The organism is Roseivirga sp. UBA838 (genome assembly GCF_002296035.1).
Classification (GTDB): domain Bacteria; phylum Bacteroidota; class Bacteroidia; order Cytophagales; family Cyclobacteriaceae; genus Roseivirga; species Roseivirga thermotolerans.
In genome coordinates this window covers 1-26,938 of sequence record NZ_DBHC01000039.1, presented here as the reverse complement: position 1 = coordinate 26,938, position 26,938 = coordinate 1, and the positions used below count along the sequence as shown (strand labels likewise).

Here is a 26,938-nt window from a genome sequence, read left to right as displayed (position 1 = left end):
TTTTGACCAAGTGCTAAATATGCTAATTTCTTTGCGGAATTGCACAGCCAATTGGTTGCTCCTAACAATTTGAACTACCTTAAGGACGAAAACATGGAAGTTGATAGCTGAGACCACGGTACTACATTTATGGACATAAGAAAAGAGCTTTTACAGGAGCACAGTAAAGCAAATAAAGACCGTATTGCGGCCTATTTAATTAAACACCCTGACGGTGTTGATGGGCTCATGAAGCTGTTTTTTGGAGAAGATACTCGGTTAGTACAGCACGCGGCTTGGGTAGTTGGTACCTTGGGAGAACAAGCTCCATCGCTAATCACTCCCTTCTTTCCTGCTATGATCGACCGGATAAAACGAAAAGAGGCCAAAGTAGCTTTTAGAAGAAATGTCTTTCGGGTTATGCAATTTCAGCGCATTGACGAAGCCCTTTGGGGAGACGTATACGATCTGTGTATAGACATTCTCATGAATAAAACCGAACCAATCGCAGTAAAGGTTTTCGCTATGAGTACCGCATTAAATATTGTAAAGGAACTACCCGAACTAAAAAATGAATTGAAAATAGCTGTAGAAGATGTGGTAGAAAACGGTAGTAAAGGAGAAGTGAGTAGAGGACAGAAAGTACTGGCTGCCCTCTCCAAACTCTAATACAATTTACTTTTCATTGGCATAGCTTGCCTTTACCCACTGTGGAAATTGCTTCTTAAACTTCCTGACCTTTGGCACGGCTATGTTAATAATGTAAGGATTGCCGGGATTCAACTCATAGTAGTTTTGATGATAATCTTCTGCCAGCCAAAACTTGCCGTAAGGCTTCACTTCAGTTACAATCTTTTTTGCATACAAACCCGATTCATCCAATTGTTTAATGGTGCTTTCTACCGCTTTTTTCTGCTCTTCACTATGATAGAAAACTGCCGTTCTGTATTGTGCACCAATATCGGGCCCCTGCCTATTTAGCTGGGTAGGGTCATGGGTGGCAAAGAAAATATCCAGCAATTGTTGGTAGCTTATGGTTTCGGGGTCGAAGTAAATTTGTACGGCTTCAGCATGTGTGGTTTCACCATAACTTACCTGATAGTAGGTAGGGTTCTCTTCTTTCCCTCCGGTATATCCGGACACCACATCTTTCACACCTTCTACCCTCTCAAACACTGCTTCAGTACACCAGAAACAGCCTCCGGCAAATGTGGCTACTTCAAGGCCATCTTGTACCGATTGTAAATTAACGGCTGTTGAACCTTCTGTAGACGAGTGACACGAACTGATTGACAGGTTAAATAGTACCGAAAGTATAACCGTATAAAATGCTTGCATAACTTCTTAATTAGATTCGCTTCACTAACGCCTTGCTCATGGCAAAGGTTTTTAAATGAAGTCGGCTAACCTACTTTTCAGATCGGCCGGAGAGTAATTTACAGACTTTAGAGTTTTATTATCTCCTTTTCTGTAAACCAGAAAGTGCCCGTCAGACTCTTCTATATAGCTTTCTGTACCATCCTTTTCCAGATAGTGTTGCTGGGTGGCTCTGGCCTCTTCCATAGACTTGCAAGTCTTGCTCATGTTGGAACGCTGAACTTCATCGAACAATTCTTTAAACTTCTCTCCAAGCCCGAACTCCAAAATGGCTCCGCTCAATACATATTGTAAATCGCAGAGGGCATCGGCTACTTCAACCAAATCTTTATTGGCAATGGCCTCTTCTAATTCTTTTAATTCCTCTGCCAGGAGAGAAACACGCAATTGACAACGGCTAGCGTCTGGAATTTGTGGACTTGGTAATATCGGGTGTTTAAATGTTTTGTGAAATTCGGCTACGCTGTTGAGTGGTTTTGGTTCTTCCATAATTCAATAAAAAAGGCCTGATTTTTAGTTTCAGGCCAATGTTAATGATTTATTCTTTTCGTCTGAATTACTTCATGTCTTTTTTGAATACGGGAGGCTCTTCTCCTTTAGGTACAAAGATGAGGGCATCACTATTTATACAATACCTCAATCCCGTTGGAGCCGGACCATCATTAAATACATGTCCTAAATGCGATCCGCTTTTGCTATCTACCACCTCCCAACGCACCATGCCGAGCGTGGTATCTTTTACCAGTTTAATGGCACTATCATTTACAGGTTTCCAGAAACTAGGCCAACCGGAAAAGGAATTATACTTGGTTTCGGAAGAAAAAACAGGCTGCAAGGAAGCTGCAGAATAATATGTTCCTTCTTCATAAAACTTATTGTACTTGCCTGAACCTGCCAGTTCGGTACCTTTTTCTCTTAAAATGTAGTATTGCTCGGGAGTAAGTCTTTTTTTCCACTCTTCTTCAGAAAGCTGTATTTCATAGCCTTCCTTCTGCTTGCCTTTATCTTGTTTTTCCTGAACCGTACTGCTTTTTGCCGCGAAAAAACTAGTAATAAGAATCACCACCAAACCTGACAACAATATGACTTTTCCTTTCATGGTAATTTTTTGTTTCACTAACCACACATACGTATAAAAGGTTTGAACTGGTTTTACGAATCAGGAGAACTGTCTGCCAAATGATGTTTTAGTCATTAGTTCCTCGCGGTGGTTTTCGTCAGCATCTACCGTTACAGGGTGAAAATAAATGGTTGGCACTTTTTTCTTCTTCCAGGGGGCTAAGACAGAAAGTGCTTTCTTGGAAAGTTGATCAGACTTTAATTGGCTCTGTGCATGCAGCGGTTTGCTCTTATCGTACAATACCACAGAAGCACCATCTTCTTTTAACACACGCTTGAGCTCTTCGTAAGCTGCTGCCTGATCGGCCTTATCGTACTCATTGATATAATCGAACGAAAACAGGGCATTTACAGTATTGGCTTCAAAAGGCAAACAAGCCACATCGCACAACACAAGTTCTGTCCCCTGCTTTACATCCTTTTTAATAGCCAAAAGGCGGTCTAGCGAAAAGTCGATATGAACGTACGCATTAAACCTGGTGTTGAATACAAGATTGTGAATGGCATCAACATCATGTGTTACTACACTCATGAAACACTGCCCACTTTTGGGTAAGCGCGACTTCAACTGTAGTAATTGATCGTTGTCAAGCTTTTGACTATTCAAATCCTTTAGCATCGGCTCAGCTGCCTTCTCTTTACTTAGAACTTTGTAGGTATTGAAAAACTCTTCAGTGATATGCTCGGGAACCCTCATAAAAGGGTTTTTAGTTCTGTTCTTGGCAGTTATAGCTACATCCTTTTTAAGAAAGATAATGCCTTCAACAATGGGGTAAACATAAGTTTGGTTCTCCGTAATCAGTGCACTATCTACCGAACACTGTGCCTGAATTCCCAGATGAAAATAAAGCTCGTTGCGTTCAATTCTTTGATTTAACACGCTCAATTCATCCCGAGACATAAAGCGCAAAGGCTTTCGGGTATGTGGACATAAAAAGAAGTTACTCTCCAAACTCTCTATCACCGCCATTAATTACGTAGTTATTGTACCTACTGGATTACAATAACCCTACCACGCGAATAAAACACCCAAAAATGAGGAAAAACTAAGATTTGGCCAAGAACTAACTTCCCAAACTGGGAATTTAGTGGCATAAAAAAACCGGCAAGTGCCGGTTACTATTTTTTCATTATAAGTGATGTTTTCCCTGCTCGAACGGCACTTGAGTACATCAACTCCTTGCTAACCTCTGAAAGGTCGTTCAAATACTTTCGTATTTGAGCGGTGGTTTCTAGCGACCTCTTCTGAATCTTCTCTTCAGCATATTTAAGAATGATTCCCCCGATTTCTTTTGACTTCTTCATTTCCATTGTGAGTAATATGTTCAACTAATATTTAGGTAAAGTGTCCAACGTGTCGAATTAGTTGAGGCTACTATACTAACGTACTAAACCAAAATCTGTTTAGTTGCCTGTCTATTAAATATACAACTTTCAATGGCTATGCCCTAGTAACTGTTGTATCAAAGGCTAATAACTTTCCTTTTTTCTCTGAATTGGCGGATAATACTTTGCACATCGGGTGTGTCCGGATAACGCTGGATCACACTCTTAACATCGCTTATTGTCTCAAACGAAAATTGGGTTTCAGCAAATCCGAAGCCCAAATACCTTCCTTCTTCTACCAATACAACAGCCACCTCTTCCCTATCCCGGCCTTTGCCTAAAATGCAATAGCTTTCCCGGCTTACCATCAATGAAGATAGCGCTCGTTGAAACCTCTCCTTCAGCTCGTTTTCCGAGGCTTCATCGAAGCTGTAGCCATAGTAGTTGAGCAATGACTCCGGCAAACCACAATGTTCGGGTTGCAACCCGTGTGTTTTTACAAACTGAATTAAAAAACTCCGGGCTTTATCGAACGATGGAAAAGTTTGCACAGGCTGTAGCCCTTTCTGAACCTTGCCAATAGCCAGTCGGTTAATGCCCGCACCATCGGTGTAATGATACATTCCAAACTTAGGCGCAGGAAACTTTTGGGCTTTGTTAAAGGGAGGAAAAAGGCGCTTGATCTCATAAGACTCTTTTAAGAAGGCGATCAATTCATCGCCACAAACCTCATAACTCACTTGTCTGATTTTGTCCTTAAGCTGCTGTTTGTAAATGACATCGGTGCTGCTAAAGTGCGTTCGTACCCTCTTTTTAATATTGTTGGCCTTACCTACATAAAGCACTTTGCCATGATGATCGTGGAAATAATAAACTCCCGTAGTTTCGGGCAATACCTCAAAAGATTCACGGTCGAGGTTAGGTGGCAAATCGGCCTCTTTGCTGGTTTTCTTTAAAAAGAAGTCGATTTCACCCTTTTCATTGGCCAATATTTTATCCATCAATATAGCCGTTGCCCTGGCATCGCCCATGGCCCGGTGACGCGCTTCATTTTTTATACCAAAGTGATCGCATAACCTCCCCAGGCTGTACGACTTAAGCCCTGGAAATACTTTTCGCGATAGCCGAACGGTGCAGAGTTTAGGCATTGAAAAGTTGGCTCCTAACTCCTGAAATTCCTTTTTAATAAAAGAGTAGTCGAAATTGACATTGTGTGCTACAAAAATGTGTCCCTCTAATAGCAGGTGTATGTCTTTGGCTACCTCGTAGAACCTGGGAGCATCAGCCACCATTTCATTATCTATGCCGGTGAGCGCGGTTATGTTGGATGGAATATGCTGTTCAGGGTTAAGTAAAGTTTGGTATTCATCTACCACACGCTTGCCATCGTGAATAATAATAGCTATCTCAGTTATTTTTCCATGAGCAGCCGAACTTCCCGTTGTTTCAATATCCACAATAGCATACATGCTTTCAAATTAAAACGAGTTGTACAAGTATTCCAGCAGATTGAAATAAAAGATTTATGGAGCGGTGTACTTTATATTAAAGCGGGCTTTAGAGCTGAAATATTCGTTAGGTTAGAGACCTTGTGGTAACTATATTGAATTTCTATGGCACAACGTTGGGTTAAGAAAGCCTCCGGAGAGGTGGTAGAATTCAGGGAAGAAAAGCTCAGGCAATCCCTTTTTAATTCTGGTGCATCGGAAGAGTTAATAGTACGTATTCAGCAGAAGATCGACCAGGAACTCACAGAGACAACTACTACGCGGGAGATTTACAAAAGAGCCTACCAACTGCTGAGAGCGTCCAGTTCTAAATTAGCAGGCAAATACAAATTAAAAACAGCCATTCTAGAGTTGGGCCCTTCGGGCTATCCCTTTGAGCGCTTTATGGGCAAGTTGTTTGAATATCAGGGGTTTGATGTAGCTGTGGGCATTGAAATGAACGGACGTTGTCTTAGCCATGAGGTAGATATATCGGCAAAGAAAGATGGCCTGTGGATTATTGGAGAGTGCAAACACCATAGCAATCCGGGCTACAAATCTGATGTTAAAACACCGCTCTATGTACACTCTCGCTTCAACGACATAGTAAATGGTTTAAAACCTGATAATAAGCGTCAAAAATTCGAGTGCTGGATTATGACCAACACCCGGTTTACCAGCGATGCAGAGCAATATGCCGGTTGTTATGGTCTAAGACTTTTGGCCTGGGACTATCCCGGCAAAGGGAATCTTAGAGAACGCATAGAGCTCTCTGGGCTCTATCCAATTACCTGCCTCTATAGCCTTACAAGAAAAGAAAAAGAGACCTTGTTGGCCGATAACATTGTGCTGTGCCGGGAGCTCATAGAAAACCCGGAACTGCTGGCGCCCATCGACAAGAGAAAACATGCCAAAATCCTCAATGAATCAGGAAATCTCTGCAGCGACTAACTATCTATTATGGAACGCTTTAATAATGAAGCTAAGAACCACCACCAAAATGCAACCGAAAGCATTGTACCATAAGAAGCCCATGGTTAATAGCCCTGCCTTTCCCTCAATATTTAGATAGTGTACCAATATGACCACTACCTGGGCAATTATGGCGGCATAAAAAACCGCATTGCTTTTTACAGATTTAAAGAAGAAGGCTACCACAAAAATACCTAATACAATAGGGTAAAACAGAGAGCCAATGAGGTTTACGGCCTGTATAAGGTTTTCGAACAAATTGAGGGTTGAGGCAAAAATAATGGCCAGCACACCCCACGCCAAAGTAAACAGCTTAGAGTTCTTCAGATACTTCTCGTCTGTCGCCTCTTTGTTGACTACACGCTTATACAAGTCTATGGTAGTGGTAGAACCAAGAGCATTCAGTTCAGAAGAAGTAGAAGACATGGCTGCAGAGAAAATAACGGCAAACAGCAGCCCTACCAAGCCTACAGGCATGGTGTTCATCACAAAATTCATGAAGATGTAGTCCTTATCATTCGTTTCCCGGCCGGGAAGTGCCTGAGCAATAAGTTTCTTCGCCTCGTTTCTCAGTGTATCGCTGGCTCCTTGTAATCTGTTTAACTCGTGCTGTGCGGTTTCAATCAGCACCTCGTTTTTGGTAGCCACTGCTTCGGTTAGATCATTTACCAATTGCTTTTTCTCCTCGAATAACTGAGTGTATTCTTGTTCTACTGAAGTAAACGCTCCTCCAAACTCCTCACTTTCCACCACCTCTGCCCTTATGGCTTCATTGAAAAAAATCGGTGGCTGATTGTATTGGTAATACACAAAAACCATTACTCCTATAAAGAGTATGACAAACTGCATAGGCACTTTTAGTAGCCCGTTCATCATTAAACCCATGCGGCTTTCTTTAAGGGTTTTGCCGGAAAGGTAGCGTTGCACCTGCGATTGGTCTGTACCAAAGTAGGACAGAAACAGAAACACAGCTCCTGTCATACCCGACCAAAAATTGTAACGATCGGCCGGATCGAATTCAAAGTTTACCACGTTCAGTTTCCCCATCTTACCGGCTACATGCAGCGCATCTGAGAAGCCCACATTGCCGGGCAAGGAGGTAATAACCATTATACCCGCAATTACCATTCCCCCCATCATTACAGCCATTTGCTGCTTCTGGGTCTGTGTTACGGCCTTGGTACCTCCAGACACTGTATACAAGATTACCAACAGGCCGATCACAATAGTAGTTACTTGCAAAGGCCACCCCAGCAAAGCACTGAGGATTATTGAAGGTGCATAAATGGTAATTCCGGCCGCAAGCCCTCGTTGAATTAAGAAAATGGAAGCTGCAAGCAAACGGGTCTTCAGGTCGAATCGCCCTTCCAGATATTCATAAGCCGTATAAACTTTAGCCTTATAGTAGATAGGAAGAAAGAAAATGGAGATGATGATCATGGCCACCGGCAATCCAAAATAAAACTGAACAAAGCGCATACCATCGGTATATGCCTGCCCCGGAGTACTTAAAAAAGTAATGGCACTGGCCTGCGTAGCCATTATGGAGAGGCCAATAACCCACCACTTGGTGTCATTGCCGCCTCTCAGGTAACCCTCTACGCTCTTTTCACCACGTGTCTTCCAAATCCCATAAGCCACAATAAAAAACAGTGTTCCAAACAGAACTATCCAGTCAATTTCCTTCATGAGTAGCTAATCGTCAAAAAATAAAACAAGGCAATAAGTATGGCCAGTACGGTCAATACAAAGGCATAAACGCCTGGCCAACTTCTAAAAAACAGGAAACGTACTTTTTCCCCTTCTGGAAGATTTTCGCTCATTATTGTTTGTTTTCAACCGATTTCAAAGATGTCGGACGGGGCTTATCCTGTCCCAAAGAAATCATGTTCGTAAAAATTCTAAATGCTCCCGGCACTCCTGCAGGAAGTTCTCTAAACCAGGAATAGCCTGTATATACAAAATAGCCCTCACCATATTGAGTTACCAGAAGACCTCCGTTCTTGGGCGTCTCTCCCGGGTCGTTGGAAGAGAGAATGGCTGTGTAACGTTCGTCCCATTGATTAGGGAAATATAAACCTCTCTCTTGCACCCAGCCTTCAAAGTCTTTGGAAGTGATCTTATTCGGGCCATTGATAATGGGATGGTCTTCAGCTAAAATCCGTACTTCTGCTCCTTCTACCGTCACTCTATCGCGGGAAATACTGAAAGGATAAGGTCCAATGGCCGGTTGATCTCTCATTTGGGTATTGTATTGGGTAATTACCGTACCCCCGGCTTCAACAAATTTCATTAGTTCAGGCTGAATGAAATTCATTCTGTCTATGGTATTATATGCTCTTATACCCACAATCACCGCATCATAATTTAAAAGCGTTGAGGCTGTAATTTTTTCCGGATCTAGTATGTCTACTTTATAACCCACTTGTTCCAGACTGGCGGGGATGTCGTCTCCCGAACCCATAATATAGCCAATGTATTGCCCCTTCTTCTGTAGATTGAGTTTCACAATTTTCACCCGGCTCTCAGGAAAAATTGTTTGTACCGGAATATGCGGATAGTCAATTACTTTAATCGATCGGTTATAGACCTTTCCGTTATACGAAGCTTCGACAGTCAAATAAGCCTCTGAAGCTTCTTTTGGCGGAAGAATCTCTATCTCAAACCGTTGTTCATCGCCTTTATTTTTAAGTGAATAAGAAAAACTGGTGGCACTGGCCTTCCAGCCTTGGGGCAGTTTAATATTTACTTCACCGGCAATATTGGCTTTGCCGGCCTTCACAAGCACCTCTACACTTTTCGCTTCTTCGTCAGGAAACATCAATACGCTTGCATCCATAGAAACAAACACCGGAGGAGTTACTACAAATGGTCGATATACTTCTCCATCTACCCGATCATTTTCTTTATAAACCACCGGCATTTCCATGCGAAGCGGGGTTTCGTCAATAGTGAGATGGAAAACAGCGGTAATAGTAGCAGGGTTTTCCGGCAGGCCTCTCAGGAGTTGCTCATCTACCACATACATACCCAGCTTGGCTTCTTTCTTCAGCCAATATGGTTGAGATATCGGTTGATTTATAGTGAGTTGAGTTTCTGTGGTAAGCAACTGATTATTGTTCAAAGGCTTCTCAACACTAATCACATGACTATTTCCTTTAAAACTAACCTGGTTTAATAACACATTGGCAGCCGAACGATTAATGGCTTCAATGGTTAATTCCAAAGACTCTCCCGGAGTGGCTGAGTAGTCTGCGACCCGAGCTTCAAGAAATAGTCCCAGGGCCCCTTTAATTAGGAAATCAACCTCCTTGAGTTTCTGCTCTCTCCAATAATCATCTTTGAGAGTTTCTATTTGTTTTCTGATTTGAACGAGTTGGGGAATTATGGAAGATGGGTTTTCCATATCAAACCCTGCATTGGCTTTGGCTACCATTTTACCAATGATTTCTCCTCCTTCTACTCTAGACCATGTTTGATCGATGTTAGCAAATATATCTGCTTTGGGCAGTGCACCTTTCCAGTGCATTAAGTACTCTTTCAGTTCTCCTCTTCTTCCGGTGCTTCCAAAGCCTTGAGATTTATGCTGACTCCTACTTAAGGCAGAAATCTCATCGTACGACAGGCCTAACAATTCATTATATGCGCCCAGATCCAGCTCAAAATAACCTTGCTCATCGGCATGATCTGAACTAAAGCCACCACCAAAATTATAGGTGTTCCAGTAGAGTCCCTTTGGTTGCCATGGTTCTACATACTTCAGTTGCTCAGGATATACGGTAGGGTCTGCTGCCTTATCGAATGCCTCTTGCGCCAGCAAAGCCGATGCAGTATGGTGGCCATGCATTCTCCCACTATTATCTCTGGCCGTATCGAAACGAGTAATGATCACATCCGGCCTAAATTTTCTGATGTTCCAGATTACATCGGCAAGCACATCTTCTTTGTCCCAAATGGTAAATGTTTCGTCCGGATCTTTAGAGAAACCAAAATCATTTGCTCTGGTAAAGTACTGCTCACCACCATCGGTTCTGCGAGCCGCCAAAAGTTCTTGAGTCCGTATTATGCCCAGATATTCACGAATTTCAGTACCAATCAGGTTTTGGCCTCCATCGCCACGGGTCATGGCCAGATAGGCGGTGCGCAGCTTCTTTTCGTTGGCCATATACGCAATAAGGCGTGTATTTTCATCGTCTGGATGAGCGGCCAGGTACATAACTGACCCTAGTACTTCTAATTTGTTTAAGGCTTGTTTAAGCTCTGCGGCATTGGGCTTTTTAGGTGCCTGAGCATGTACATGGGCTGTGCTCAGGAAGAATAAAAACCCTATCAGGCAGCGTATGTTAAATCCCATTGGTTTTTCTTTAATGGATTGATGTACGAACCCGAATATATGAAGTTGTGAAAAATCCACCGCTGGGAGTTTCTTAAGCGGTGGATTTTAATGAAATTTTATACGGCCGCCAGGGCTGCACTGTAGTTGGGCTCCTGCCCTATTTCTGGCACCTGCTCTGTATACTTTACTTTACCCTCTTCGTCTAACACAATGATTACCCTGGAGTTGAGCCCTGAGAAGGCTCCTTCGGCAATTTTAAGTCCCATATCTTCGGCAAACTCAGGGGTTCTGAAGTCTGAAGCTACGGTTACATTTTCAATTCCTTCGGCACCGCAAAAACGATTAAGCGCAAAAGGTAAATCTTTAGAAACACAAAGCACTGCTGCATTACTCAGCTTAGCTGCTTCTTCATTGAATTTTCTCACCGAAGCCATGCAAACTCCGGTATCTATGCTAGGGAAGATATTGAGTATAACCTTCTTACCCTTAAAATCGGCAAGTTGAACAGCCGACATATCGTTTTTAACAAAGGTGTAGTTTTTTACCGGTGTGCCAATTGCTGGCAGCTCTCCGTTGGTGTGAGTTTCTTTACCACCAAGTGTAATTTTTGCCATGTTCAGTTTTTGTTTAAAGTTACGCCAATCCAACATGGCAAATTAAAAATATGTTTAAAAGAAATAGCCCTGAAAAGAATAGAGGCCTACCCTTGCGAGTAGACCTCCGATCAAAACTCAAAACAACACTTTATCTTCTGAAATAGACCGTATTACAAAAGTCTACTAAGCTGGAATCGTCTAATCTATCTTCTACTGAATAACTCAACACAAGGTCTCCGTAGTCCAATCTACCCGTCCCTTGAATGACATATCCGTCAATTATTTGTCGTGGAATGGTCAGGCGGTCGCCATGAACATCGGCAAACACTTCAATATCGGCAGCATAGAAATTTCTTATATACACCACATTGCTGTACGGATCGGCCTCTTTTATTATTCTCACATTGTATTTGGTGAGTACATCATAGGTTTCACTGTATTCCTCTACAGTGTACCTTCCTGTAAAATTATCGCGCGGATCGTAGGGTGCCTCAATCACTACTACATCGCAACTGGCAAACAAGATTAAAACCGATAGAATGAGTAAACCTTTTTTCATTTTGACCTCCTTTTGGTTGATGTTATAAGTGGATTTTCCAAAATGATGCCAAAAATGCCAAGGCATAAAAAAAGCCTCCCACCGGGAAGCTTTAACATATTGATAATTAATTATTTAGACTAGGCTATATTTGTGTATACGGCCTGTACATCATCATCTTCTTCCAGTTTATCGAGCATTTTTTCAATTTCTTCAAGTTGCTCATCACTGAATTCTACCGGACTCGTTGGGAAACGCTTGAGGGCAGCATTCTTAACGTCTATACCAAGTTCTTCCAGTGCTTCCTGCAGGGAACCAAAGTTGGTATAATCAGCATAGGCGTATACGGTGGTTACATCGTCATCGTCAGTATGCGATTCAATTTCTTCAAGACCTGCATCGATGAGTTCCAGCTCAAGTTCCTCTAAATCCATATCGTCTTTTTTGAGGAATTCGAAAACAGCCTTTCGGGCAAACATAAACTCGAGTGAACCATTAGGCACCAGGCCTCCTCCGGCCTTATTGAAATAAGATTTTACATTGGCAACGGTTCTGTTTTGGTTGTCCGTAGCGCATTCTACAAATACCAGCACACCATGGGGGCCTTTGCCTTCATAGTTAATCTCCATGTAGTCTGCTACATCTTTGCTTGTAGCCCGTTTTATGGCCGCATCGATGTTGTCCTTAGGCATATTCTGAGCCTTGGCATTTTGAATAGCAGTACGCAAAGAGGCGTTCATGTCCGGGTCTGAGCCTCCCTCTTTTGCTGCCATGGTTATGGCTTTGGCCAGTTTAGGAAAAATTCGGGACATCTTGTCCCACCGTTTCATTTTAGCGGCTTTTCTATATTCAAATGCTCTTCCCATGGATACGTTTTTAAAACCGCTGCAAAAATAAAAAGTCTGATGAATAGCGCATCCACCACTAGTTGAAATTTCTTTGGATTGGTATTATCTTCTACTTAATGAGAACTTATGCTACCTATAACCAGGGTGCTGCTAATGGCCATCATGATGGCAGCCTGAATTTCGCGTATGCTCTTGTTGATAACCCGGCTTATGCCCACGTCTTTTGTTACTTCTCTAATTTTAGCTCGTATGGATTTATAGTCGTCCTGATCGCGAAATGCTTCCTGGGTTAGATCTGTGGCATCTATTAGGCTAAGGAGCATAAGGTCATGTGGTTCTACATTGGCCTCATCATTTATTACATCGTCTAGCCGTTTTCTTACCTTGCTTTCAGGCGACAAGTCGGCCGTTGGGTATTGTTCTGTAGGAATGATCCAAAGAATCTTATGCTCTTCTCTTCTGAGTATTCCTTTATTAATCAGGTGCTGGAGGGTATCGTCTTTAATTTCGCCCGTCTTTTCGGCCAACTCTTTCAGGCAATCTTTGAGAATCGGACTTTTGAGCTGGCTGACCACATCGATAACTTTATTCAACGCAATCTCTGGCTCATAGGCATTGTCTGTAAGAATAATGCGCTCACCGTCAATCTCTACCTTTCCGCGCACTGCCAGTTCTAAAAGACTTGCCCCGGCAAATCCATAATTGAGTCGGGTTGAGTCTATGACAAACTTCCCCTTCTCATCGTCTAGAGCCAATAGCAGATACTCTTCCAGTAGATTAAGTTTCATAAGCTTTTGGTTAAATCCGAAGATACCAAAAGCTTATGTTAAACTTCAAAGAATTGTGGGTTTTGATATTCTATTGTTCTGAAAAGCAACTTAAATAATTGTGCTAATCCCTGCTTGAATGTTTTGTTGAGAGCATGAGTCTTCTCCATCTGCAATATAATTGGCCACAAAATCGCCAACTCTATCGGTAGAATAACCATCATTTCGGGCCAAATCAGCCGTTACCATACCGTGCCGAAGTGAGGCACTTACAGCTTGTCTTACCTCTATGGCCTCATCGATAAGGTTTAGATGATCGAGCATCATAGCCGCTGAAAGAATAGTGGCTAATGGGTTGGCAATGTTTTTCCCAGCAGCTTGAGGGTAAGAGCCATGAATGGGTTCGAACATGGCTGTTTTGTCTCCAACTGAAGCAGAAGGTAAGAGCCCCAGCGACCCGCCAATAACACTGGCCTCATCAGAAATAATATCACCAAACATATTCTCAGTTAGAATCACATCGAACTGCTTAGGATTTTGAATCATTTGCATGGCTGCATTGTCAACAAACATGCATTCAAGGGAAACATCGGGATAATCTTTAGCCACTTCATTGACACGCTCTCTCCAAAGCCGTGAGGTTTCCAATACATTGGCTTTGTCTACAAGGGTGACGTGCTTTTTTCGGTTTTGAGCCGACTGGAAGGCCAGATGCGCAATGCGATCTATTTCATAATTGGAGTAAGTACAGTGATCGAAAGCACCATCTTCTGTTCTTCCTTTTTCTCCAAAATATATACCTCCCGTCAACTCTCTATAAACAACTATATCAACACCTTTAATTTTTTCTGTCTTTAGTGGAGACATATGCAACAGGCTATCATAGGCTGTTACAGGTCTAATATTGGCATAAAGCCCAAGACTCTTTCTCAGTTTCAGAAGTCCTTGTTCGGGACGCACTTTGGCCTTGGGGTCATTGTCATATTTGGGATCTCCAATGGCTCCAAAAAGAAAAGCATCACTTCGCTCGCAAATGGCCAGTGTCTCATCGGGCAGAGGGTTGCCTGTATGGTCTATAGCCACAGCTCCTACATGCCCATAGGCATAGGTAAACTTATGACCATATTTTGCACAAACAGCATCCAACACTTTTATAGCCTCAGCTATTACTTCGGGGCCAATACCATCGCCAGGTAAAACTCCAATATTCTTCTTCACTCCCATCTTATATTACCTTTGAAGAGGCCTCATAGGCCTCAATTTCCTCTTTAATACTTACTAAAAAATCTATGTCGTCATAACCATTCAAGAGGCATTCCTTTTTATATGCGTTCACCTCAAATGTCTCTGCTTTATCATCAAAACTAATGACCTGTTCTGGCAGATTTACGGTTACTTGAAGGGCAGGATTTTTCTTAATGGCCTGTAATAAATCACTTAGAAAGGCATCTGAAACCTGAACAGGCAGTAGCCCGTTGTTGAGGGCATTTCCTTTAAAAATATCTGCAAAAAAACTAGACACTACCACTCTGAAGCCATAATCGTATAGAGCCCAGGCCGCATGTTCTCGTGAGGAACCACAGCCAAAGTTTTTGCCCGCTACTAATATTTCACCAGAGTAGGTAGAATCGTTCAGCACAAAATCGGCTTTGGGTTCATTACCTTTCTCATAGCGCCAATCTCTAAACAGGTTTTCTCCAAAACCCTCTCTATTGGTGGCTTTTAAAAATCTGGCCGGAATAATCTGATCGGTATCTATGTCTTCTATAGGCATTGGTACTGCCGTTGAAGTAACTTTTACAAACTTTTCCATGTTAGTTGAGGTGTTTAGTGATGTCTACAATTTTTCCCTCAATAGCCGTAACAGCGGCTACCAAAGGACTGGCCAAAAGTGTTCTGGCTCCCGGGCCCTGCCTGCCTTCAAAATTTCGGTTTGAAGTAGATACACAATAGGCCCCGGCCGGCACCTTATCTTCATTCATTCCGAGGCATGCACTGCAGCCCGGCTCTCTTAACTCGAAACCGGCTTCTTCTAATATTTTATCCAGTCCCTCAGCCTTTGCCTGTTTTTCTACCTGCTTAGACCCTGGCACAATCATGGCATTGACATTGGAGGCCTTGCGCTTTCCTTTCACATAGTTTGCCACTATTCTAAGGTCTTCTATTCTGGAGTTGGTACAACTGCCTATAAATACATAATCTATAGGTTTTCCGAGTAGACTCTCTCCGGCCTGAAAGCCCATATATTTGAGTGATTTATTGAAGCTTTCCTCTCCGGCTTCGGCCAGCCTATCTGGTATAGCTGATGTGATTTTAATGCCCATACCCGGGTTGGTGCCATAGGTAATCATGGGTTCTATGTCTTCTGCCGGAAAATTATATTCCTTGTCGAAAGTAGCTCCTTCATCAGAATAGAGTGTGCTCCAATAATCCAGAGCTCTCTCCCACGCCTCTCCTTTAGGGGCAAACTCTCGTCCATGAATGTAGTCGAATGTCGTTTCGTCTGGGGCTATCATTCCCCCTCTGGCACCCATTTCTATACTCATGTTGCAGATGGTCATTCGAGCTTCCATGGAGAGTGAACGGATGGCAGATCCGGCATACTCTACAAAGTAACCTGTTCCTCCGGCCGCTGTAAGTTTAGAAATGATGTACAGAATAATGTCTTTGGCATACACGCCTTTATTGAGCTTTCCATCTATAGTAATACGCATGGTTTTGGGCCTGGACTGTAATAAACACTGGCTCGCCATTACCTGAGCCACCTGGCTTGTGCCAATACCAAAAGCTATAGCCCCGAAAGCACCATGGGTAGAGGTGTGGGAATCGCCACAAACCATCGTTCTACCAGGAAGCGTAATTCCCAACTCCGGACCAATTACATGAACTATTCCCTGAAAAGGGTGCCCCAGACCGTAGAGCGTTACGTTGTGTTTTTCACAATTATTAATCAAGGTATCTACCTGATGCCTGGAAAGGGCCTCTTGAATGGGTAAATGCTGATCTTTGGTGGGCACGTTGTGGTCGGGAGTTGCCACCATCTGATCTTTTCTAAATAAGGTGAGTCCTCGCTTTTCGATCTCTGAAAAAGCCTGCGGACTGGTTACTTCATGAATCAGGTGCCTGTCTATATACAGTACATCTATTCCTCCTTCAAGGCTTTTCACCACATGGGCGTCCCAAACCTTGTCAAACAATGTTTTTGCCATAGTATTAAACCGCTACCTTTTGTCTATACTCTACAATTTGGTGTAAATCTTCGTCTTCTACTTCTTTTTTATCATCTGCCACCCGTAGAAATTCTGCATAAACCACATCTAACTCATCTCGGGTGAGCTCATAGCCCAGATTTTTCATTCTGTAGGCCAGAGCCGCTCGGCCACTTCGGGCGGTAAGCACAATAGAAGAATGGTCTACGCCTACGTCAAGCGGATTGATGATTTCATAGGTCTCGCGATTCTTGATCACTCCGTCCTGATGAATTCCCGAAGAATGCGCGAAAGCATTGGCACCGACAATGGCCTTATTGGGCTGTACGGGCACACGCATGGTTTCTGATACATAGCGCGAAATGGCGTTGAGCTGGCGAGTATCAATATCGGTGAACTTGTTCAGGTCCGGATGTTGACGAAGTACCATAACCACCTCTTCCAAAGCCGTATTTCCGGCTCGTTCGCCAATACCATTTATCGTACACTCAATCTGCGTGGCACCGTTCAATACTCCTGCAATAGAATTGGCAGAGGCCATACCCAAATCATTATGGCAGTGGGTAGACAAGGTGACCTTGTGTACTCCTTTCACATTTTCTCGGAGGTATTTGATTTTGGCCCCGTATTCTTCTGGTAAGCAATATCCGGTGGTATCGGGAATGTTGAGTACCGTGGCTCCAGCCTTAACTACCTGCTCGCAAACAAACGCAAGGAATTCATTGTCTGTTCTGCCGGCATCTTCAGCATAGAACTCCACATCTTCTACATACTTCTTGGCCAGTGAAACTGCAGCCACAGCTCTTTCAACAACCTTTTCGCGGCTGGTGCGCAGTTTATGTATCACATGGGAGTCTGAGGTACCAATACCGGTATGAATCCTTGGCCTTTTAGCTTTCCTAAGTGCATCGGCAGCGGTTACAATGTCTTTTTCTACCGCCCGGCTCAACCCGCAAACGGTTGCATTCTTAACCACATCAGCTATAGCCTGTACCGAATGAAAGTCACCCGGACTAGAAATAGGAAAGCCGGCTTCGATAACATCTACCCCCAGAGCTTCCAGTCGCTTAGCTACCTCAATTTTTTCCGCAGTATTGAGTTTACAGCCAGGCACTTGTTCGCCATCTCTAAGGGTTGTATCAAAGATTTGTATTTTTTGTTGATCCATCGTTTATTTGGTCTCAGTTCTTTGCTTCAATTCATATTATTCTCTCTAAAATTGAAGTTAGATAACCGATGAAACCGCACCATAAGAGATGGTAGATGTTCTACTATTTCTAATTCGGGTAATAGCTTGTTTTTATACTGTAAATCAATTAGTTACACCCTTTTGAATTACAATGGCTAAAGCAAAGAATGATGCCCTCTTCGAATTGATAAAATCTCTTACTCAAACTGAAAAGAGACACTTTCGATTGTATGTAAAACGCAGCGGAAACACGAGCGATGTTAAGTTCATAAAACTGTTCGATGCTATGGACGGCATGAAAAGTTATGACGATACTGAAATTCTTGAGAGGGTACCCAGCATTAAAAAAGCTCAGCTATCTAATCAGAAGGCTCATCTCTACCGCCAAATTCTTGGAAGTTTGAGACTATACCATATCGGTCAGAATCTCGACATTCAGTTGAGGGAATTACTAGACCATGCCAAGGTGCTTTACAATAAGGGGTTTTATAAGCAGGCTCTTAAAATGCTCGACAAGACCAAGCAAATGGCCAAAGAGAGTAGGCACTTTACCATAGCCTTGGAGGTAATGGAGTTTGAGAAGCAAATAGAATCTCAGTTCATTACGCGCAGTATAGACAACCGTGCCGAAGAACTGACTTCAGAAGTGGTTGAAACCACTGAGATTGTTCGTTCTAGCCACCAACTGTCTAACCTTACGCTCAATCTTTACAGTCTCTTTCTGCAAAAGGGCTACGCCAAAAACCAAGAGGAGTTCGATCAGGTGAGCCAATATTTCTTTAGTCACTTGCCCAAAGTAAACTTCGAACACCTCACCTTTTATGAACAACTCTATTTCTATCAGGCACATGTCTGGTTCAACAAGATTGTACAGAACTTTCCGAATGTCTACAAACACTCCTTGGCTTGGGTAAAACTATTTCAGGAAACTCCGGAAATGATTGTGAAACAACCGGTACATTATATAAAAGGTTACAGAAACCTTTTGGGAGCACTTTTTCAGCTAAAGTACTATTCAAAGTTTTGCCAGGTTTTAGCTGAAGTAGAAGCACTGAGCAAGGATAAAAACATAGTGCAGAATCTAAATACTGAAGTTCTGGTGTTTCAATTTCTCTATGTCTCCAAAATCAACAAGTATTTTATGGAGGGCAACTTTGCGGAAGGTGTAAAGATTATTCCCGAATTGTTAGAGAAACTGGAGCTGTATAAGTCTATGCTTGACCCCGAGCGAGTTCTTATCATCTACTATAAAATAGCTTCGCTTTACTTTGGAAATGGCAATTACAGAAAGGCTATATATTACCTAAACCAAATCATTCATTTTCAAGATGTTAAAATAAGAGAAGATATACATTGCTTTGCTCGTATACTCAATCTGATTGCCCATTTCGAAGACGGTCAGGATTTCCATCTGGAATATCAAATTAAATCTACTTTTCAGTTCATTGGTAAGATGAATCAACAACAGGCAGTACAAAAAGAGATTATTAGCTTTTTGAGAATTACCGGAAAAATAACCCCGGACCAGTTAAGAGATGAATTTGTAAAGTTGTATAAGAGGCTACTACCGCTCAACGAGGACATTTATGAAAGACGGCCATTCTTCTATTTAGACATTCTTTCTTACCTGGAATCTAAAATTGAGAACAGACCGGTACACTTGGTTATTCAGGAGAAATTTGAAGGACTGAAGTGATGTACCATGTTTGGTTGGCGATTATATGACTTCCATAGGAAGGAATCAGTAATCATCACCCACAATTAGTTTTAAACATCCGGGAATCACTTCTACGCTTACCTCTTTGGTTTCTCCCATTAGTTCACCATCAATTTGAAAGAATCTTGGTTCATTGAGGGTTACTTTTACTTTACTCGCCTGGTACACCTCGCAATAGGATGCGGCATCGTCAATATGTTCAAAAAACTGTCCGGCAAGCCCCGGTATGCTAAGGCTTCGCAAAACATAAACCTCAAAGATGCCATCATCTAATTTCCCAATGGTATTCAGAACAGCTCCGGTTCCGTACCTTCTTGCGTTGGCAAAGGCCACCATGTGGCCTTCTTCAACAACGGTTTTATCGCCAATCTTTAATGTGGCCTCAAATTTTTCCAGATTCAGAAGTTGACTCGTCACTCCTTTGGCATAACCTAAAAACCCGCGCCTCTCCCCTTCTTCAAACTCCTTTACAAGGCCTGCATTAAGTCCCACATCGCTAATGTGCAAACCATAATCTTTACCATTGAACAGCAGCATATCAGCTGCTATCGTTCGCCCATTCAAAATGAGATCAAGAGCATCAGGAAGTGCTTCGGGAAAACCAATGTCTGTGGCCATGCCATTGGCCGATCCGGCTGGCAGTATACCCAGAGAAATACCTTTGTCAATAAGCACTTTTGCACATAACATCACCGTTCCATCGCCTCCCACCGCAACTACGGTATCGGGCACAAAAGCCTCAATGCATTGGTTCAGCTTTTCTTCATCAGCTTCGCCCGTAGTCTCCCACTTTTCTATGGAAAGTTCCAAACCTTCTGCCCACTCATCGATTTGTTTTATATACTCCGTTTTGTCTTTGTCGCCAGAAATGGGGTTAATTACAAACAGTATCTTGTTCATTGCTAACGCTTAAACGAATAAAATTAAATGATTTCCGAACATCCGAAATGGAGCTCCTATAAACAAGCACCTATACGGGGAAATTCTTTTCAAAGATGGTGGAAAAGCCGTTTTCGATATGTCGATTATCCGTTTGTTCTGGCGTATCGAGGTTTTGGAAATGCTGAAAAGTGCTATGTACAAGGGCATGTATTTAAAGGAATGGCACTGCGGAATCCCGGGAAGCACACATCTGTTTGGAAAAACATTATCGCGCTACTTAAAATGTTTTTGGTTTCTACTATTGCAGACGCCAAAGTAGAACTTACGCTTAATGATAAAACGTACTGTTGCCGAAGTAATGAACAGGGCCTTTTTGAGTTTGAGATTGAAAATCATGGTTTAGGTCAGGGATGGCATAGCGCAGAACTCAGACTGGCAGATGAATTGGTAGATGGTCAGGAAGAGGTGAAAGTTTCCACAGAAATTCAAATTTCCACACAAAGCGAACTCATTTTCATTTCTGATATTGATGATACATTTCTGGTATCTCACGTCACTCAAAAGCCGAAGAAACTCTACACACTGCTCACCAACAATGCTGAAACACGCCAGCCGGTAAAGGGTGCTGTGGAGTTTTACAAAGCCCTTAAAACAGGAGGTAGCCAGAAAGAAAATCCGTTCTTCTATGTTTCGAGCAGCGAATGGAATTTGTACGAATTTCTAGTACAGTTTATCAAGGTCAATGAATTGCCCAAGGGTGTATTGCAACTCAAACAGCTAAAAACGGGCTTTCTCGATTTCTTTAAATCAGGTTATGGTAGCCATTCACATAAGCTCGACAAAATAGAACGAGTTCTTCAACTTTATCCGACAAAGCAATTTGTACTGCTTGGTGACAATGGACAGCACGACCCTCTGATTTACAAGGAGATAGCTGAAGAAAACCCAGACAGAATCAAAGCGGTTTATATAAGGGGAGTCAAGTCCAGACATTGGGATGAAACTCAGAGTATCCTGCAAGAAATTGAGTCAATCGGTACGGCTTGTTGCCAGTTCAGGCATAGCCAACAGGCTTTTGAGCATGCCCAGTCTATTGGGTTGATCAGCACTTGAGAAAGGTGCTTTCCGTGCAGGGCACATCTCTAAAATCCTGCCAAACGATGTTTGCACGGACACTCCTCCTTGGCGAAGGAGGTTGGGAGGATTGGCTTTTCAAGTAATGAAATATGGTTGTTCTAATCCCCCTAGCCCCCTTTTCAAAAAAGGGGGAATGGCCTCTGCTAGATTCAAGAGCCACATACTTGAGCCACCTGCTAACTATTCTATTTACTTTAAACTCGGCTACTACAATACCCGTCTGACCTTCGGTACTGATGGGGCTTTCCGTCAGCACCAAAGGTCAGACGGAAAAAACAAAACTGACAGCGCAACTATTCTATGAACATTCCTAGGAAGTTCTTTTCAGAAGGTTCTTAAAGTCTGCATACTCGTTGCTCATTTTGATAGAGCTCTTTTGCTTTAGCATAAGATCTTTAGCAAACCCGGGCATAGGCATTTTATCTCTCAGAGCCTTTTCCATTACAGGTCTAAACTTGATAGGATGCGCTGTTTCCAAAAACACTCCCTTCTGATCTATTTTGAGCTTTTTCTTTAACCCTGCATAGGCAATAGCACCATGTGGATCGAGCACATAACCTGTTTCTTTATGGCATTGCTCAATCGTTTCAAGAATATGCTTATCGTGTAAAGTGAAGCCCGAAACTTCCTGAATCAAATCATCAAAAGAGTGATCATAAAGCTCTAGCATTCTTGGAAAGTTACTCGGGTTGCTTACATCCATGGCGTTGGCATAGGTAGCTACTGTTGGTAACACCTCATATTCGCAACTTTCCAGATAGCGTGGTACTACATCATTGGCATTTGAGCAGACCAGAAATTTGCCCAACGGAAAGCCCATTCGCTTGGCTAGCATGCCTGCGGTTACATTGCCATAATTTCCGGAAGGAACGGCTATTAAAGCTTCTGCGGCATTTTTCATCTGTAGCGCCAAACTCGCATAGTAAATGGACTGGGGCATCCAACGCGCAATATTGATGGAATTGGCAGAGGTGAGGTTCAGTTTTTTACTTAGTTCAGCATCCAGAAAAGCCTGCTTCACCAAAGCCTGACAATCATCAAAATCGCCTTCTACTTCCAAGGCCGTAATGTTTCCTCCCAGGGTGGTAAGCTGCTTTTCCTGCAAGTCGCTCACTTTTCCCGAAGGATACAAAATAACTACCCGCACTCCTTCTACATTAAAAAAACCATTGGCCACTGCACCCCCTGTATCTCCAGAGGTGGCTACAAGAATTGTGGTTTCCCGGCTTTCGCTCTTGGCAAATTCTCCGAGGCAACGGGCCAAAAATCGCGCTCCTACATCTTTGAAGGCATAAGTAGGCCCATGAAACAGTTCCAGACTAAAGATTCCTGCTTCAACCTGAACGAGTGGAATCTCAAAATTAAAAGCCTCTTGTACAATAGTCTCGAGGGTGGTGTCGGAGAAAACGTCCTGGGTATAAGGCCTCATTATTTCGAAACCCAACTCTGGTAAACCGGCACTTTCCAGAGCACTGATTTTATCGTAACTGAAACGCGGAATAGCCACAGGAAAGTACAACCCTTTATCGGCAGGCAGACTGTTAATTACAGCTTCTCTAAAGCCGACTTGGGGAGATGATCTTTGGGTAGAAAAAAACTGCATGCTCGACAATTCTGGATGTTTCTTTTGACTTTACTGAATTCGTTCGACTCCCCTGCCGTTTATGGCCGATTCGTAGAACCGGCAAGCGATACCTTTGGCTTCATAGAAATCTTTTACCCACTTTTTTAGCGGCTCAAGGTTTTGATCTGCTTTAAAGAAGGCGAACATTGCGGGTCCTGAGCCGGAAATATTAAAACCAATGGCCTCGTTTTCCAAGCATACGGTTTCTACATCGTCATAGCCCGGGATGAGTTTTTTCCGATAAGGCTGTGCCAATTGGTCTTTCATATATTTTCTAATCATCTGGTAATTAGCCGTAGTGAGTCCATTTATTAAACCGGCCATATTGGCGGCTTGCTCAATGGCCTGAGCCATAGGCACCTCTCTGGGCAATAGGCCTCTCGCTTCTACTGTTTTTACCAGCACATCAGGAAACAGAATAAGTACTTTTAAGGCTTTTGGGTAGCTTATTTGAAAGCCATCGAACGGATCGCAGCTTTTTACAGCTACAAAACCTCCCAGCATACAAGGTGCTACATTGTCGCCATGCCTGTGACCTGAAGCAAGCATTTCGCCATCGAGGGCAAAAGGGACTAACTCTTCTTTGGTCATTCCTGTATTCAGCAGTTCATTGGCCGCAAAAACAGCGCCCACTGCACTGGAGGCCGAAGACCCCAAACCACTACCCGGTGTAAAACTCTTTTCTATTCTTATAAGAAAACCACCATCGTAGCCCACTTCTTTGCAAAACGAACTCAAGGCCACAGTGGCCACATTCTTCTCAGGGTCTTGTGGAATATCGGCTCCTACTGCATCAATCAAATAGGCCTGGCCATTTCTTTTGCTAAGCGTAATTGTATCGCCTATACCTTCTAGCGCAAAGCCTAGAATATCAAAGCCAGGTCCGACATTCGATACGGAGGCGGGTGCAAAAACTTTAACCGAATCTTTATTCATTCTTCTATTTCCAAGTTATACGTCATTGCGAGAAATGAAACCTGGATAACAAGGTTTCATAACGAAGCAATCCGATTGTATAGGACACGCTGCAGGTAACAGACAGGTTACCACATCACAAGTTTGACTTATAGCCAAACTTACTCCTCGCAATGACGGTTCCGAGAGTATCTACTGTTTTTCAATCACCTATTTCTAATTCCTACCTACTGATTAGCTATTCGTAATACATCGGCAAAAATACCACTTGCGGTAACTTCTGCACCAGCACCGGCTCCTTTTACTACTAAGGGTTGTTCCTTATACCTTTCGGTGTGAAAAAGCACAATGTTGTCCTTACCTTCCAGGAAGTAGAACGGGTGATGCAAGGCCACCTGTTCCAGAGCCACTTTGGCTACCCCATCTTTGAAGCTGGCTACTACCCTTAACTGAGCGCCTTTCTCCTTGGCCTTTGAGTAAAGCTCCAAAAAGTGGTCTTCATGAGCATCCAATAGTTCATAGAATGTGTTCAAGTCAGGGGTATTTTTGCAAGCTTCAGGTAAAAAAGACACCTGTTCAATCTGCTCCATCTCCCATTTTCTACCGCTTTCTCTAATCAGTATAAGTAGCTTTCTCATCACATCTTCGCCAGAAAGATCTAACCTTGGATCCGGCTCGGTCAGGCCAAGTGCCCTGGCTTCTTTTACAATGCTTGAAAATGGATGCTTACCATCATAATTATTGAAAAGAAAATTGAGTGTGCCACTTAAAACAGCTTCTATAGCATGTATTCTATCGCCCGATTTAAACAACTCATTCATGGTAGAAATTACTGGAAGGCCTGCAGCCACATTGGTCTCAAATAAAAACTGGCTACCGTACTTTTTCGTGGCATATTTCAAGTTCAAATAAGAAGACATATCGCGCGTGGCGGCAATCTTATTGGGAGTAACCACCGATATGCTCGACTCCAACAACTCCCGATAAGTGGCGGCTATGGTATGTGAAGCGGTGATATCTATGAAAATACTGTTCCTTAGGTTCAGTGCCTTCATTTGAGCAATAAATGCCTCAATAGTGGAGTCATTCCCATGCTCTAATAACTGCTCCCATTGTGTTAAATCGACACCTTCTTCATTGAAATAGCTTTTTCTGGAATTGGCCACGGCCACCACCTGAATATCCAGATTAAACTCTCGGGCCAGTAATTCTTGTTGTTTTTGCACCTGCCTTAGAAAAGCCCTGCCTACATTGCCCACCCCTACCACAAACAGATTCATTTTCTTTAACTCTGAAAGAAAGAAACTTTCGTGAAGTGTATTCAAGGCCTTTTTAAGGTCTGCTTTGGCTACAACAGCCGTAATATTTCGCTCAGAGGAACCTTGTGCTATGGCCTTCACACTTATTCCATTTCTACCTAGAGTATTGAACATTTTGCCGGAAATCCCCACCTGGTTTTTCATATGAGAGCCTACCAGTGCTATAATACTTTGATCTTCGTCTACTACCGGTTCATCTATTTTATGTAATGATATTTCCTGCTCAAATTCCTCAATTATGGCCTCAAGAGCTGCATGAGCATCGGTCTTGGAAATACCCACACATATGGAATGTTCAGATGAGGCCTGGGTAATCATAATCACGTTTATGTTGGCCTGGCTTAGGGCTTTAAAAAGGCGATAAGAGAAACTTGGTATACCCACCATGCTGGCACCTGAAAGGTTAACCAGTGCTACATCCTGAATACTGGAAATTCCGCAAATGGTCTGCTTTTCGTCATCCCACTCTTTAGTAACCAAAGTGCTTGGGCCCTCAGGGTCGAAAGTATTCTTCACCCAAATTGGAATTTCTGCATCAAGGGCGGGTTGAATACTTGGCGGATAAAGCACCTTAGCCCCAAAATGAGATAGTTCAAGCGCTTCTTCGTATGAAACATGCTCCAGCAAATGAGCCGAAGGAACCAATCGCGGATCGGAGGTCATTAGACCGTTAACATCTGTCCAGATTTGTAATTCTCTAGCCTGAAGCAAATTAGCCAAAACCGCTGCCGTGTAGTCAGAACCACCACGCCCCAGCGTAGAGGTTTCGTTATCGCTGGTTGAAGCAATAAAGCCCGGGAAAACACTAATTGAAGCTAATTGTGGCTTAAGCTCTTGTAAAGCTGCTTTGGTGGACTGCCAAAGTACATTGGCACCACCGAATTTCTTATCGGTAATCAGGTATTTTCGGCTGTCATAGAGTTCTACCTGAAGCCCTTCTTTTTTGAGATATTCACTAATAATATAGCTCGATAGCCTTTCACCACAGGACTGAATATAGTCGCTGGTTCTTGGAGTCAATTCGCGCAAAAGATATACGCCTCTGCAAATTTCGGTAAGTCGAACGAAGAGCTTAGAAATCTCGAAGCAGTTGGAATTTCCTGTGAGTTCCTTAAACGCAGTGCAGTGCTTATCCTCTAAGTCTTGTAGGTTGGATTCATAACTGGCATCCCGAACCGCAGCTTTTTGCGAAATGGAAATCAGAGTGTTCGTGACCCCGCTCATGGCAGAAACTACTACCACCAACTGTTCCTGACCGGATTCCTTTTTCAGAATCTCAGCAACCTTTCTGATTGCCTCTACACTTCCTACGGACGTACCGCCAAACTTCAAAACCTTCATGGTTTCGCTGATTTATTGATTTATGAATTATTTAATTACCACAAGCGGTGTCTTCACCGCTTTTCTCACATCATTGATGAAGACACCAATGGTGACCAAAATTATGCTCGTAATTCTGTCCCGACTTTTCGGGAGCAGAACCATCTTCAAAAAGACCCTGAAACAAGTTCAGGGTGACGGTTAAGTTTTTCACCGCTTAATTATTCTTAGCCACAAGCGGTGTCTTCACCGCTTTTCTCACATTGATGATGACACCAATG

24 protein-coding genes are annotated in these 26,938 nt (G+C 42.9%); 4 read left to right on the top strand and 20 right to left on the bottom strand.

Annotation, left to right across the window (positions count from 1 at the left end; all coding sequences use genetic code 11):
- The first annotated feature begins 129 nt into the window (after positions 1–129).
- Positions 130–648, top strand: coding sequence for a hypothetical protein (locus B3O12_RS13920; protein ID WP_189631240.1), 519 nt, complete (start codon positions 130–132; stop codon positions 646–648).
- Between the two features lie 6 nt (positions 649–654).
- Here the strand turns inward: B3O12_RS13920 and msrA are convergent, their stop codons facing one another.
- The 6 genes from msrA to B3O12_RS13890 form a co-directional block, all read right to left on the bottom strand.
- Positions 655–1,317, bottom strand: coding sequence for a peptide-methionine (S)-S-oxide reductase MsrA (gene msrA / locus B3O12_RS13915; protein ID WP_286756712.1), 663 nt, complete (start codon positions 1,315–1,317; stop codon positions 655–657).
- A gap of 51 nt (positions 1,318–1,368) precedes the next feature.
- Positions 1,369–1,845 (bottom strand): nucleoside triphosphate pyrophosphohydrolase family protein, encoded by a 477-nt coding sequence (locus B3O12_RS13910; RefSeq protein ID WP_189631238.1) that lies wholly within the window; start codon positions 1,843–1,845, stop codon positions 1,369–1,371.
- Between the two features lie 67 nt (positions 1,846–1,912).
- The gene (msrB, locus tag B3O12_RS13905; protein WP_286756710.1) at positions 1,913–2,455 is read right to left on the bottom strand and encodes a peptide-methionine (R)-S-oxide reductase MsrB; all 543 of its coding nucleotides are present in this window, start codon (positions 2,453–2,455) and stop codon (positions 1,913–1,915) included.
- A gap of 60 nt (positions 2,456–2,515) precedes the next feature.
- Positions 2,516–3,445: a class I SAM-dependent methyltransferase gene (locus tag B3O12_RS13900; protein ID WP_286756709.1), complete on the bottom strand. Its 930-nt coding sequence runs from the start codon at positions 3,443–3,445 to the stop codon at positions 2,516–2,518.
- A 149-nt stretch (positions 3,446–3,594) separates the two neighbouring features.
- Positions 3,595–3,780 (bottom strand): hypothetical protein, encoded by a 186-nt coding sequence (locus tag B3O12_RS13895; RefSeq protein WP_189631235.1) that lies wholly within the window; start codon positions 3,778–3,780, stop codon positions 3,595–3,597.
- 158 nt (positions 3,781–3,938) lie between these two features.
- Positions 3,939–5,270, bottom strand: coding sequence for an exonuclease domain-containing protein (locus B3O12_RS13890; RefSeq protein WP_286756708.1), 1,332 nt, complete (start codon positions 5,268–5,270; stop codon positions 3,939–3,941).
- 144 nt (positions 5,271–5,414) lie between these two features.
- Here B3O12_RS13890 and B3O12_RS13885 point away from each other — a divergent pair, with 144 nt between their 5' ends.
- Positions 5,415–6,239: a restriction endonuclease gene (locus B3O12_RS13885; RefSeq protein WP_286756707.1), complete on the top strand. Its 825-nt coding sequence runs from the start codon at positions 5,415–5,417 to the stop codon at positions 6,237–6,239.
- Here B3O12_RS13885 and B3O12_RS13880 read toward each other — a convergent pair whose 3' ends face one another.
- From B3O12_RS13880 to B3O12_RS13835, 10 genes are all read right to left on the bottom strand, one after another.
- A complete protein-coding gene (locus B3O12_RS13880; RefSeq protein WP_286745076.1) occupies positions 6,240–7,949 on the bottom strand; it encodes a sodium:solute symporter in 1,710 nt (569 codons plus the stop codon).
- Positions 7,950–8,082: 133 nt separating this feature from the next.
- Complete coding sequence (locus B3O12_RS13875) at positions 8,083–10,614, bottom strand: PIG-L family deacetylase (protein ID WP_286756706.1); 2,532 nt, start codon at positions 10,612–10,614, stop codon at positions 8,083–8,085.
- A gap of 98 nt (positions 10,615–10,712) precedes the next feature.
- The gene (gene tpx, locus B3O12_RS13870) at positions 10,713–11,210 is read right to left on the bottom strand and encodes a thiol peroxidase (RefSeq protein WP_286745068.1); all 498 of its coding nucleotides are present in this window, start codon (positions 11,208–11,210) and stop codon (positions 10,713–10,715) included.
- A gap of 130 nt (positions 11,211–11,340) precedes the next feature.
- The gene (locus tag B3O12_RS13865) at positions 11,341–11,751 is read right to left on the bottom strand and encodes a hypothetical protein (RefSeq protein ID WP_286756705.1); all 411 of its coding nucleotides are present in this window, start codon (positions 11,749–11,751) and stop codon (positions 11,341–11,343) included.
- Positions 11,752–11,870: 119 nt separating this feature from the next.
- On the bottom strand, positions 11,871–12,596 hold the full coding sequence (locus tag B3O12_RS13860; protein ID WP_189631228.1) for a YebC/PmpR family DNA-binding transcriptional regulator: 726 nt from the start codon (positions 12,594–12,596) through the stop codon (positions 11,871–11,873).
- 95 nt (positions 12,597–12,691) lie between these two features.
- A complete protein-coding gene (locus B3O12_RS13855; RefSeq protein WP_189631227.1) occupies positions 12,692–13,366 on the bottom strand; it encodes a GOLPH3/VPS74 family protein in 675 nt (224 codons plus the stop codon).
- Positions 13,367–13,456: 90 nt separating this feature from the next.
- The gene (leuB, locus tag B3O12_RS13850; protein ID WP_286756704.1) at positions 13,457–14,563 is read right to left on the bottom strand and encodes a 3-isopropylmalate dehydrogenase; all 1,107 of its coding nucleotides are present in this window, start codon (positions 14,561–14,563) and stop codon (positions 13,457–13,459) included.
- A gap of 7 nt (positions 14,564–14,570) precedes the next feature.
- The gene (leuD, locus tag B3O12_RS13845; protein ID WP_189631225.1) at positions 14,571–15,158 is read right to left on the bottom strand and encodes a 3-isopropylmalate dehydratase small subunit; all 588 of its coding nucleotides are present in this window, start codon (positions 15,156–15,158) and stop codon (positions 14,571–14,573) included.
- A 1-nt stretch (position 15,159) separates the two neighbouring features.
- Complete coding sequence (gene leuC / locus B3O12_RS13840; RefSeq protein ID WP_286756703.1) at positions 15,160–16,554, bottom strand: 3-isopropylmalate dehydratase large subunit; 1,395 nt, start codon at positions 16,552–16,554, stop codon at positions 15,160–15,162.
- Between the two features lie 4 nt (positions 16,555–16,558).
- Positions 16,559–17,722, bottom strand: coding sequence for a 2-isopropylmalate synthase (locus B3O12_RS13835; RefSeq protein WP_286756702.1), 1,164 nt, complete (start codon positions 17,720–17,722; stop codon positions 16,559–16,561).
- A gap of 172 nt (positions 17,723–17,894) precedes the next feature.
- Between B3O12_RS13835 and B3O12_RS13830 the strand changes: the two genes are divergently transcribed.
- Positions 17,895–19,439 (top strand): hypothetical protein, encoded by a 1,545-nt coding sequence (locus B3O12_RS13830; RefSeq protein WP_286756701.1) that lies wholly within the window; start codon positions 17,895–17,897, stop codon positions 19,437–19,439.
- Between the two features lie 45 nt (positions 19,440–19,484).
- On the opposite strand, the gene B3O12_RS13825 is transcribed toward B3O12_RS13830, so the two are convergent.
- Positions 19,485–20,360 (bottom strand): diacylglycerol/lipid kinase family protein, encoded by an 876-nt coding sequence (locus B3O12_RS13825; RefSeq protein ID WP_286756700.1) that lies wholly within the window; start codon positions 20,358–20,360, stop codon positions 19,485–19,487.
- A gap of 201 nt (positions 20,361–20,561) precedes the next feature.
- Between B3O12_RS13825 and B3O12_RS13820 the strand changes: the two genes are divergently transcribed.
- The gene (locus B3O12_RS13820; RefSeq protein ID WP_286756699.1) at positions 20,562–21,455 is read left to right on the top strand and encodes an App1 family protein; all 894 of its coding nucleotides are present in this window, start codon (positions 20,562–20,564) and stop codon (positions 21,453–21,455) included.
- 334 nt (positions 21,456–21,789) lie between these two features.
- Here the strand turns inward: B3O12_RS13820 and thrC are convergent, their stop codons facing one another.
- From thrC to thrA, 3 genes are all read right to left on the bottom strand, one after another.
- Entirely contained in the window at positions 21,790–23,082 is a 1,293-nt protein-coding gene (gene thrC / locus B3O12_RS13815; RefSeq protein WP_286756698.1) for a threonine synthase, read from the bottom strand.
- A gap of 30 nt (positions 23,083–23,112) precedes the next feature.
- Positions 23,113–24,039 carry a homoserine kinase gene (locus B3O12_RS13810; RefSeq protein ID WP_286756697.1) on the bottom strand — a complete coding sequence of 309 codons (927 nt, stop codon included), beginning with the start codon at positions 24,037–24,039 and terminating at the stop codon, positions 23,113–23,115.
- Positions 24,040–24,245: 206 nt separating this feature from the next.
- Positions 24,246–26,678, bottom strand: a complete 2,433-nt coding sequence (gene thrA, locus B3O12_RS13805; RefSeq protein ID WP_286756696.1) for a bifunctional aspartate kinase/homoserine dehydrogenase I — start codon at positions 26,676–26,678, stop codon at positions 24,246–24,248.
- Positions 26,679–26,938 lie beyond the last annotated feature (260 nt).

Coding starts and splice junctions, on each gene's coding strand:
- B3O12_RS13920 (WP_189631240.1), top strand. CDS start 130: ATGGACATAAGAAAAGAGCTTTTACAGGAGCACAGTAAAGCAAATAAA.
- msrA (WP_286756712.1), bottom strand. CDS start 1,317: ATGCAAGCATTTTATACGGTTATACTTTCGGTACTATTTAACCTGTCA.
- B3O12_RS13910 (WP_189631238.1), bottom strand. CDS start 1,845: ATGGAAGAACCAAAACCACTCAACAGCGTAGCCGAATTTCACAAAACA.
- msrB (WP_286756710.1), bottom strand. CDS start 2,455: ATGAAAGGAAAAGTCATATTGTTGTCAGGTTTGGTGGTGATTCTTATT.
- B3O12_RS13900 (WP_286756709.1), bottom strand. CDS start 3,445: ATGGCGGTGATAGAGAGTTTGGAGAGTAACTTCTTTTTATGTCCACAT.
- B3O12_RS13895 (WP_189631235.1), bottom strand. CDS start 3,780: ATGAAGAAGTCAAAAGAAATCGGGGGAATCATTCTTAAATATGCTGAA.
- B3O12_RS13890 (WP_286756708.1), bottom strand. CDS start 5,270: ATGTATGCTATTGTGGATATTGAAACAACGGGAAGTTCGGCTGCTCAT.
- B3O12_RS13885 (WP_286756707.1), top strand. CDS start 5,415: ATGGCACAACGTTGGGTTAAGAAAGCCTCCGGAGAGGTGGTAGAATTC.
- B3O12_RS13880 (WP_286745076.1), bottom strand. CDS start 7,949: ATGAAGGAAATTGACTGGATAGTTCTGTTTGGAACACTGTTTTTTATT.
- B3O12_RS13875 (WP_286756706.1), bottom strand. CDS start 10,614: ATGGGATTTAACATACGCTGCCTGATAGGGTTTTTATTCTTCCTGAGC.
- tpx (WP_286745068.1), bottom strand. CDS start 11,210: ATGGCAAAAATTACACTTGGTGGTAAAGAAACTCACACCAACGGAGAG.
- B3O12_RS13865 (WP_286756705.1), bottom strand. CDS start 11,751: ATGAAAAAAGGTTTACTCATTCTATCGGTTTTAATCTTGTTTGCCAGT.
- B3O12_RS13860 (WP_189631228.1), bottom strand. CDS start 12,596: ATGGGAAGAGCATTTGAATATAGAAAAGCCGCTAAAATGAAACGGTGG.
- B3O12_RS13855 (WP_189631227.1), bottom strand. CDS start 13,366: ATGAAACTTAATCTACTGGAAGAGTATCTGCTATTGGCTCTAGACGAT.
- leuD (WP_189631225.1), bottom strand. CDS start 15,158: ATGGAAAAGTTTGTAAAAGTTACTTCAACGGCAGTACCAATGCCTATA.
- leuC (WP_286756703.1), bottom strand. CDS start 16,554: ATGGCAAAAACATTGTTTGACAAGGTTTGGGACGCCCATGTGGTGAAA.
- B3O12_RS13835 (WP_286756702.1), bottom strand. CDS start 17,722: ATGGATCAACAAAAAATACAAATCTTTGATACAACCCTTAGAGATGGC.
- B3O12_RS13830 (WP_286756701.1), top strand. CDS start 17,895: ATGGCTAAAGCAAAGAATGATGCCCTCTTCGAATTGATAAAATCTCTT.
- B3O12_RS13825 (WP_286756700.1), bottom strand. CDS start 20,360: ATGAACAAGATACTGTTTGTAATTAACCCCATTTCTGGCGACAAAGAC.
- B3O12_RS13820 (WP_286756699.1), top strand. CDS start 20,562: ATGGCACTGCGGAATCCCGGGAAGCACACATCTGTTTGGAAAAACATT.
- thrC (WP_286756698.1), bottom strand. CDS start 23,082: ATGCAGTTTTTTTCTACCCAAAGATCATCTCCCCAAGTCGGCTTTAGA.
- B3O12_RS13810 (WP_286756697.1), bottom strand. CDS start 24,039: ATGAATAAAGATTCGGTTAAAGTTTTTGCACCCGCCTCCGTATCGAAT.
- thrA (WP_286756696.1), bottom strand. CDS start 26,678: ATGAAGGTTTTGAAGTTTGGCGGTACGTCCGTAGGAAGTGTAGAGGCA.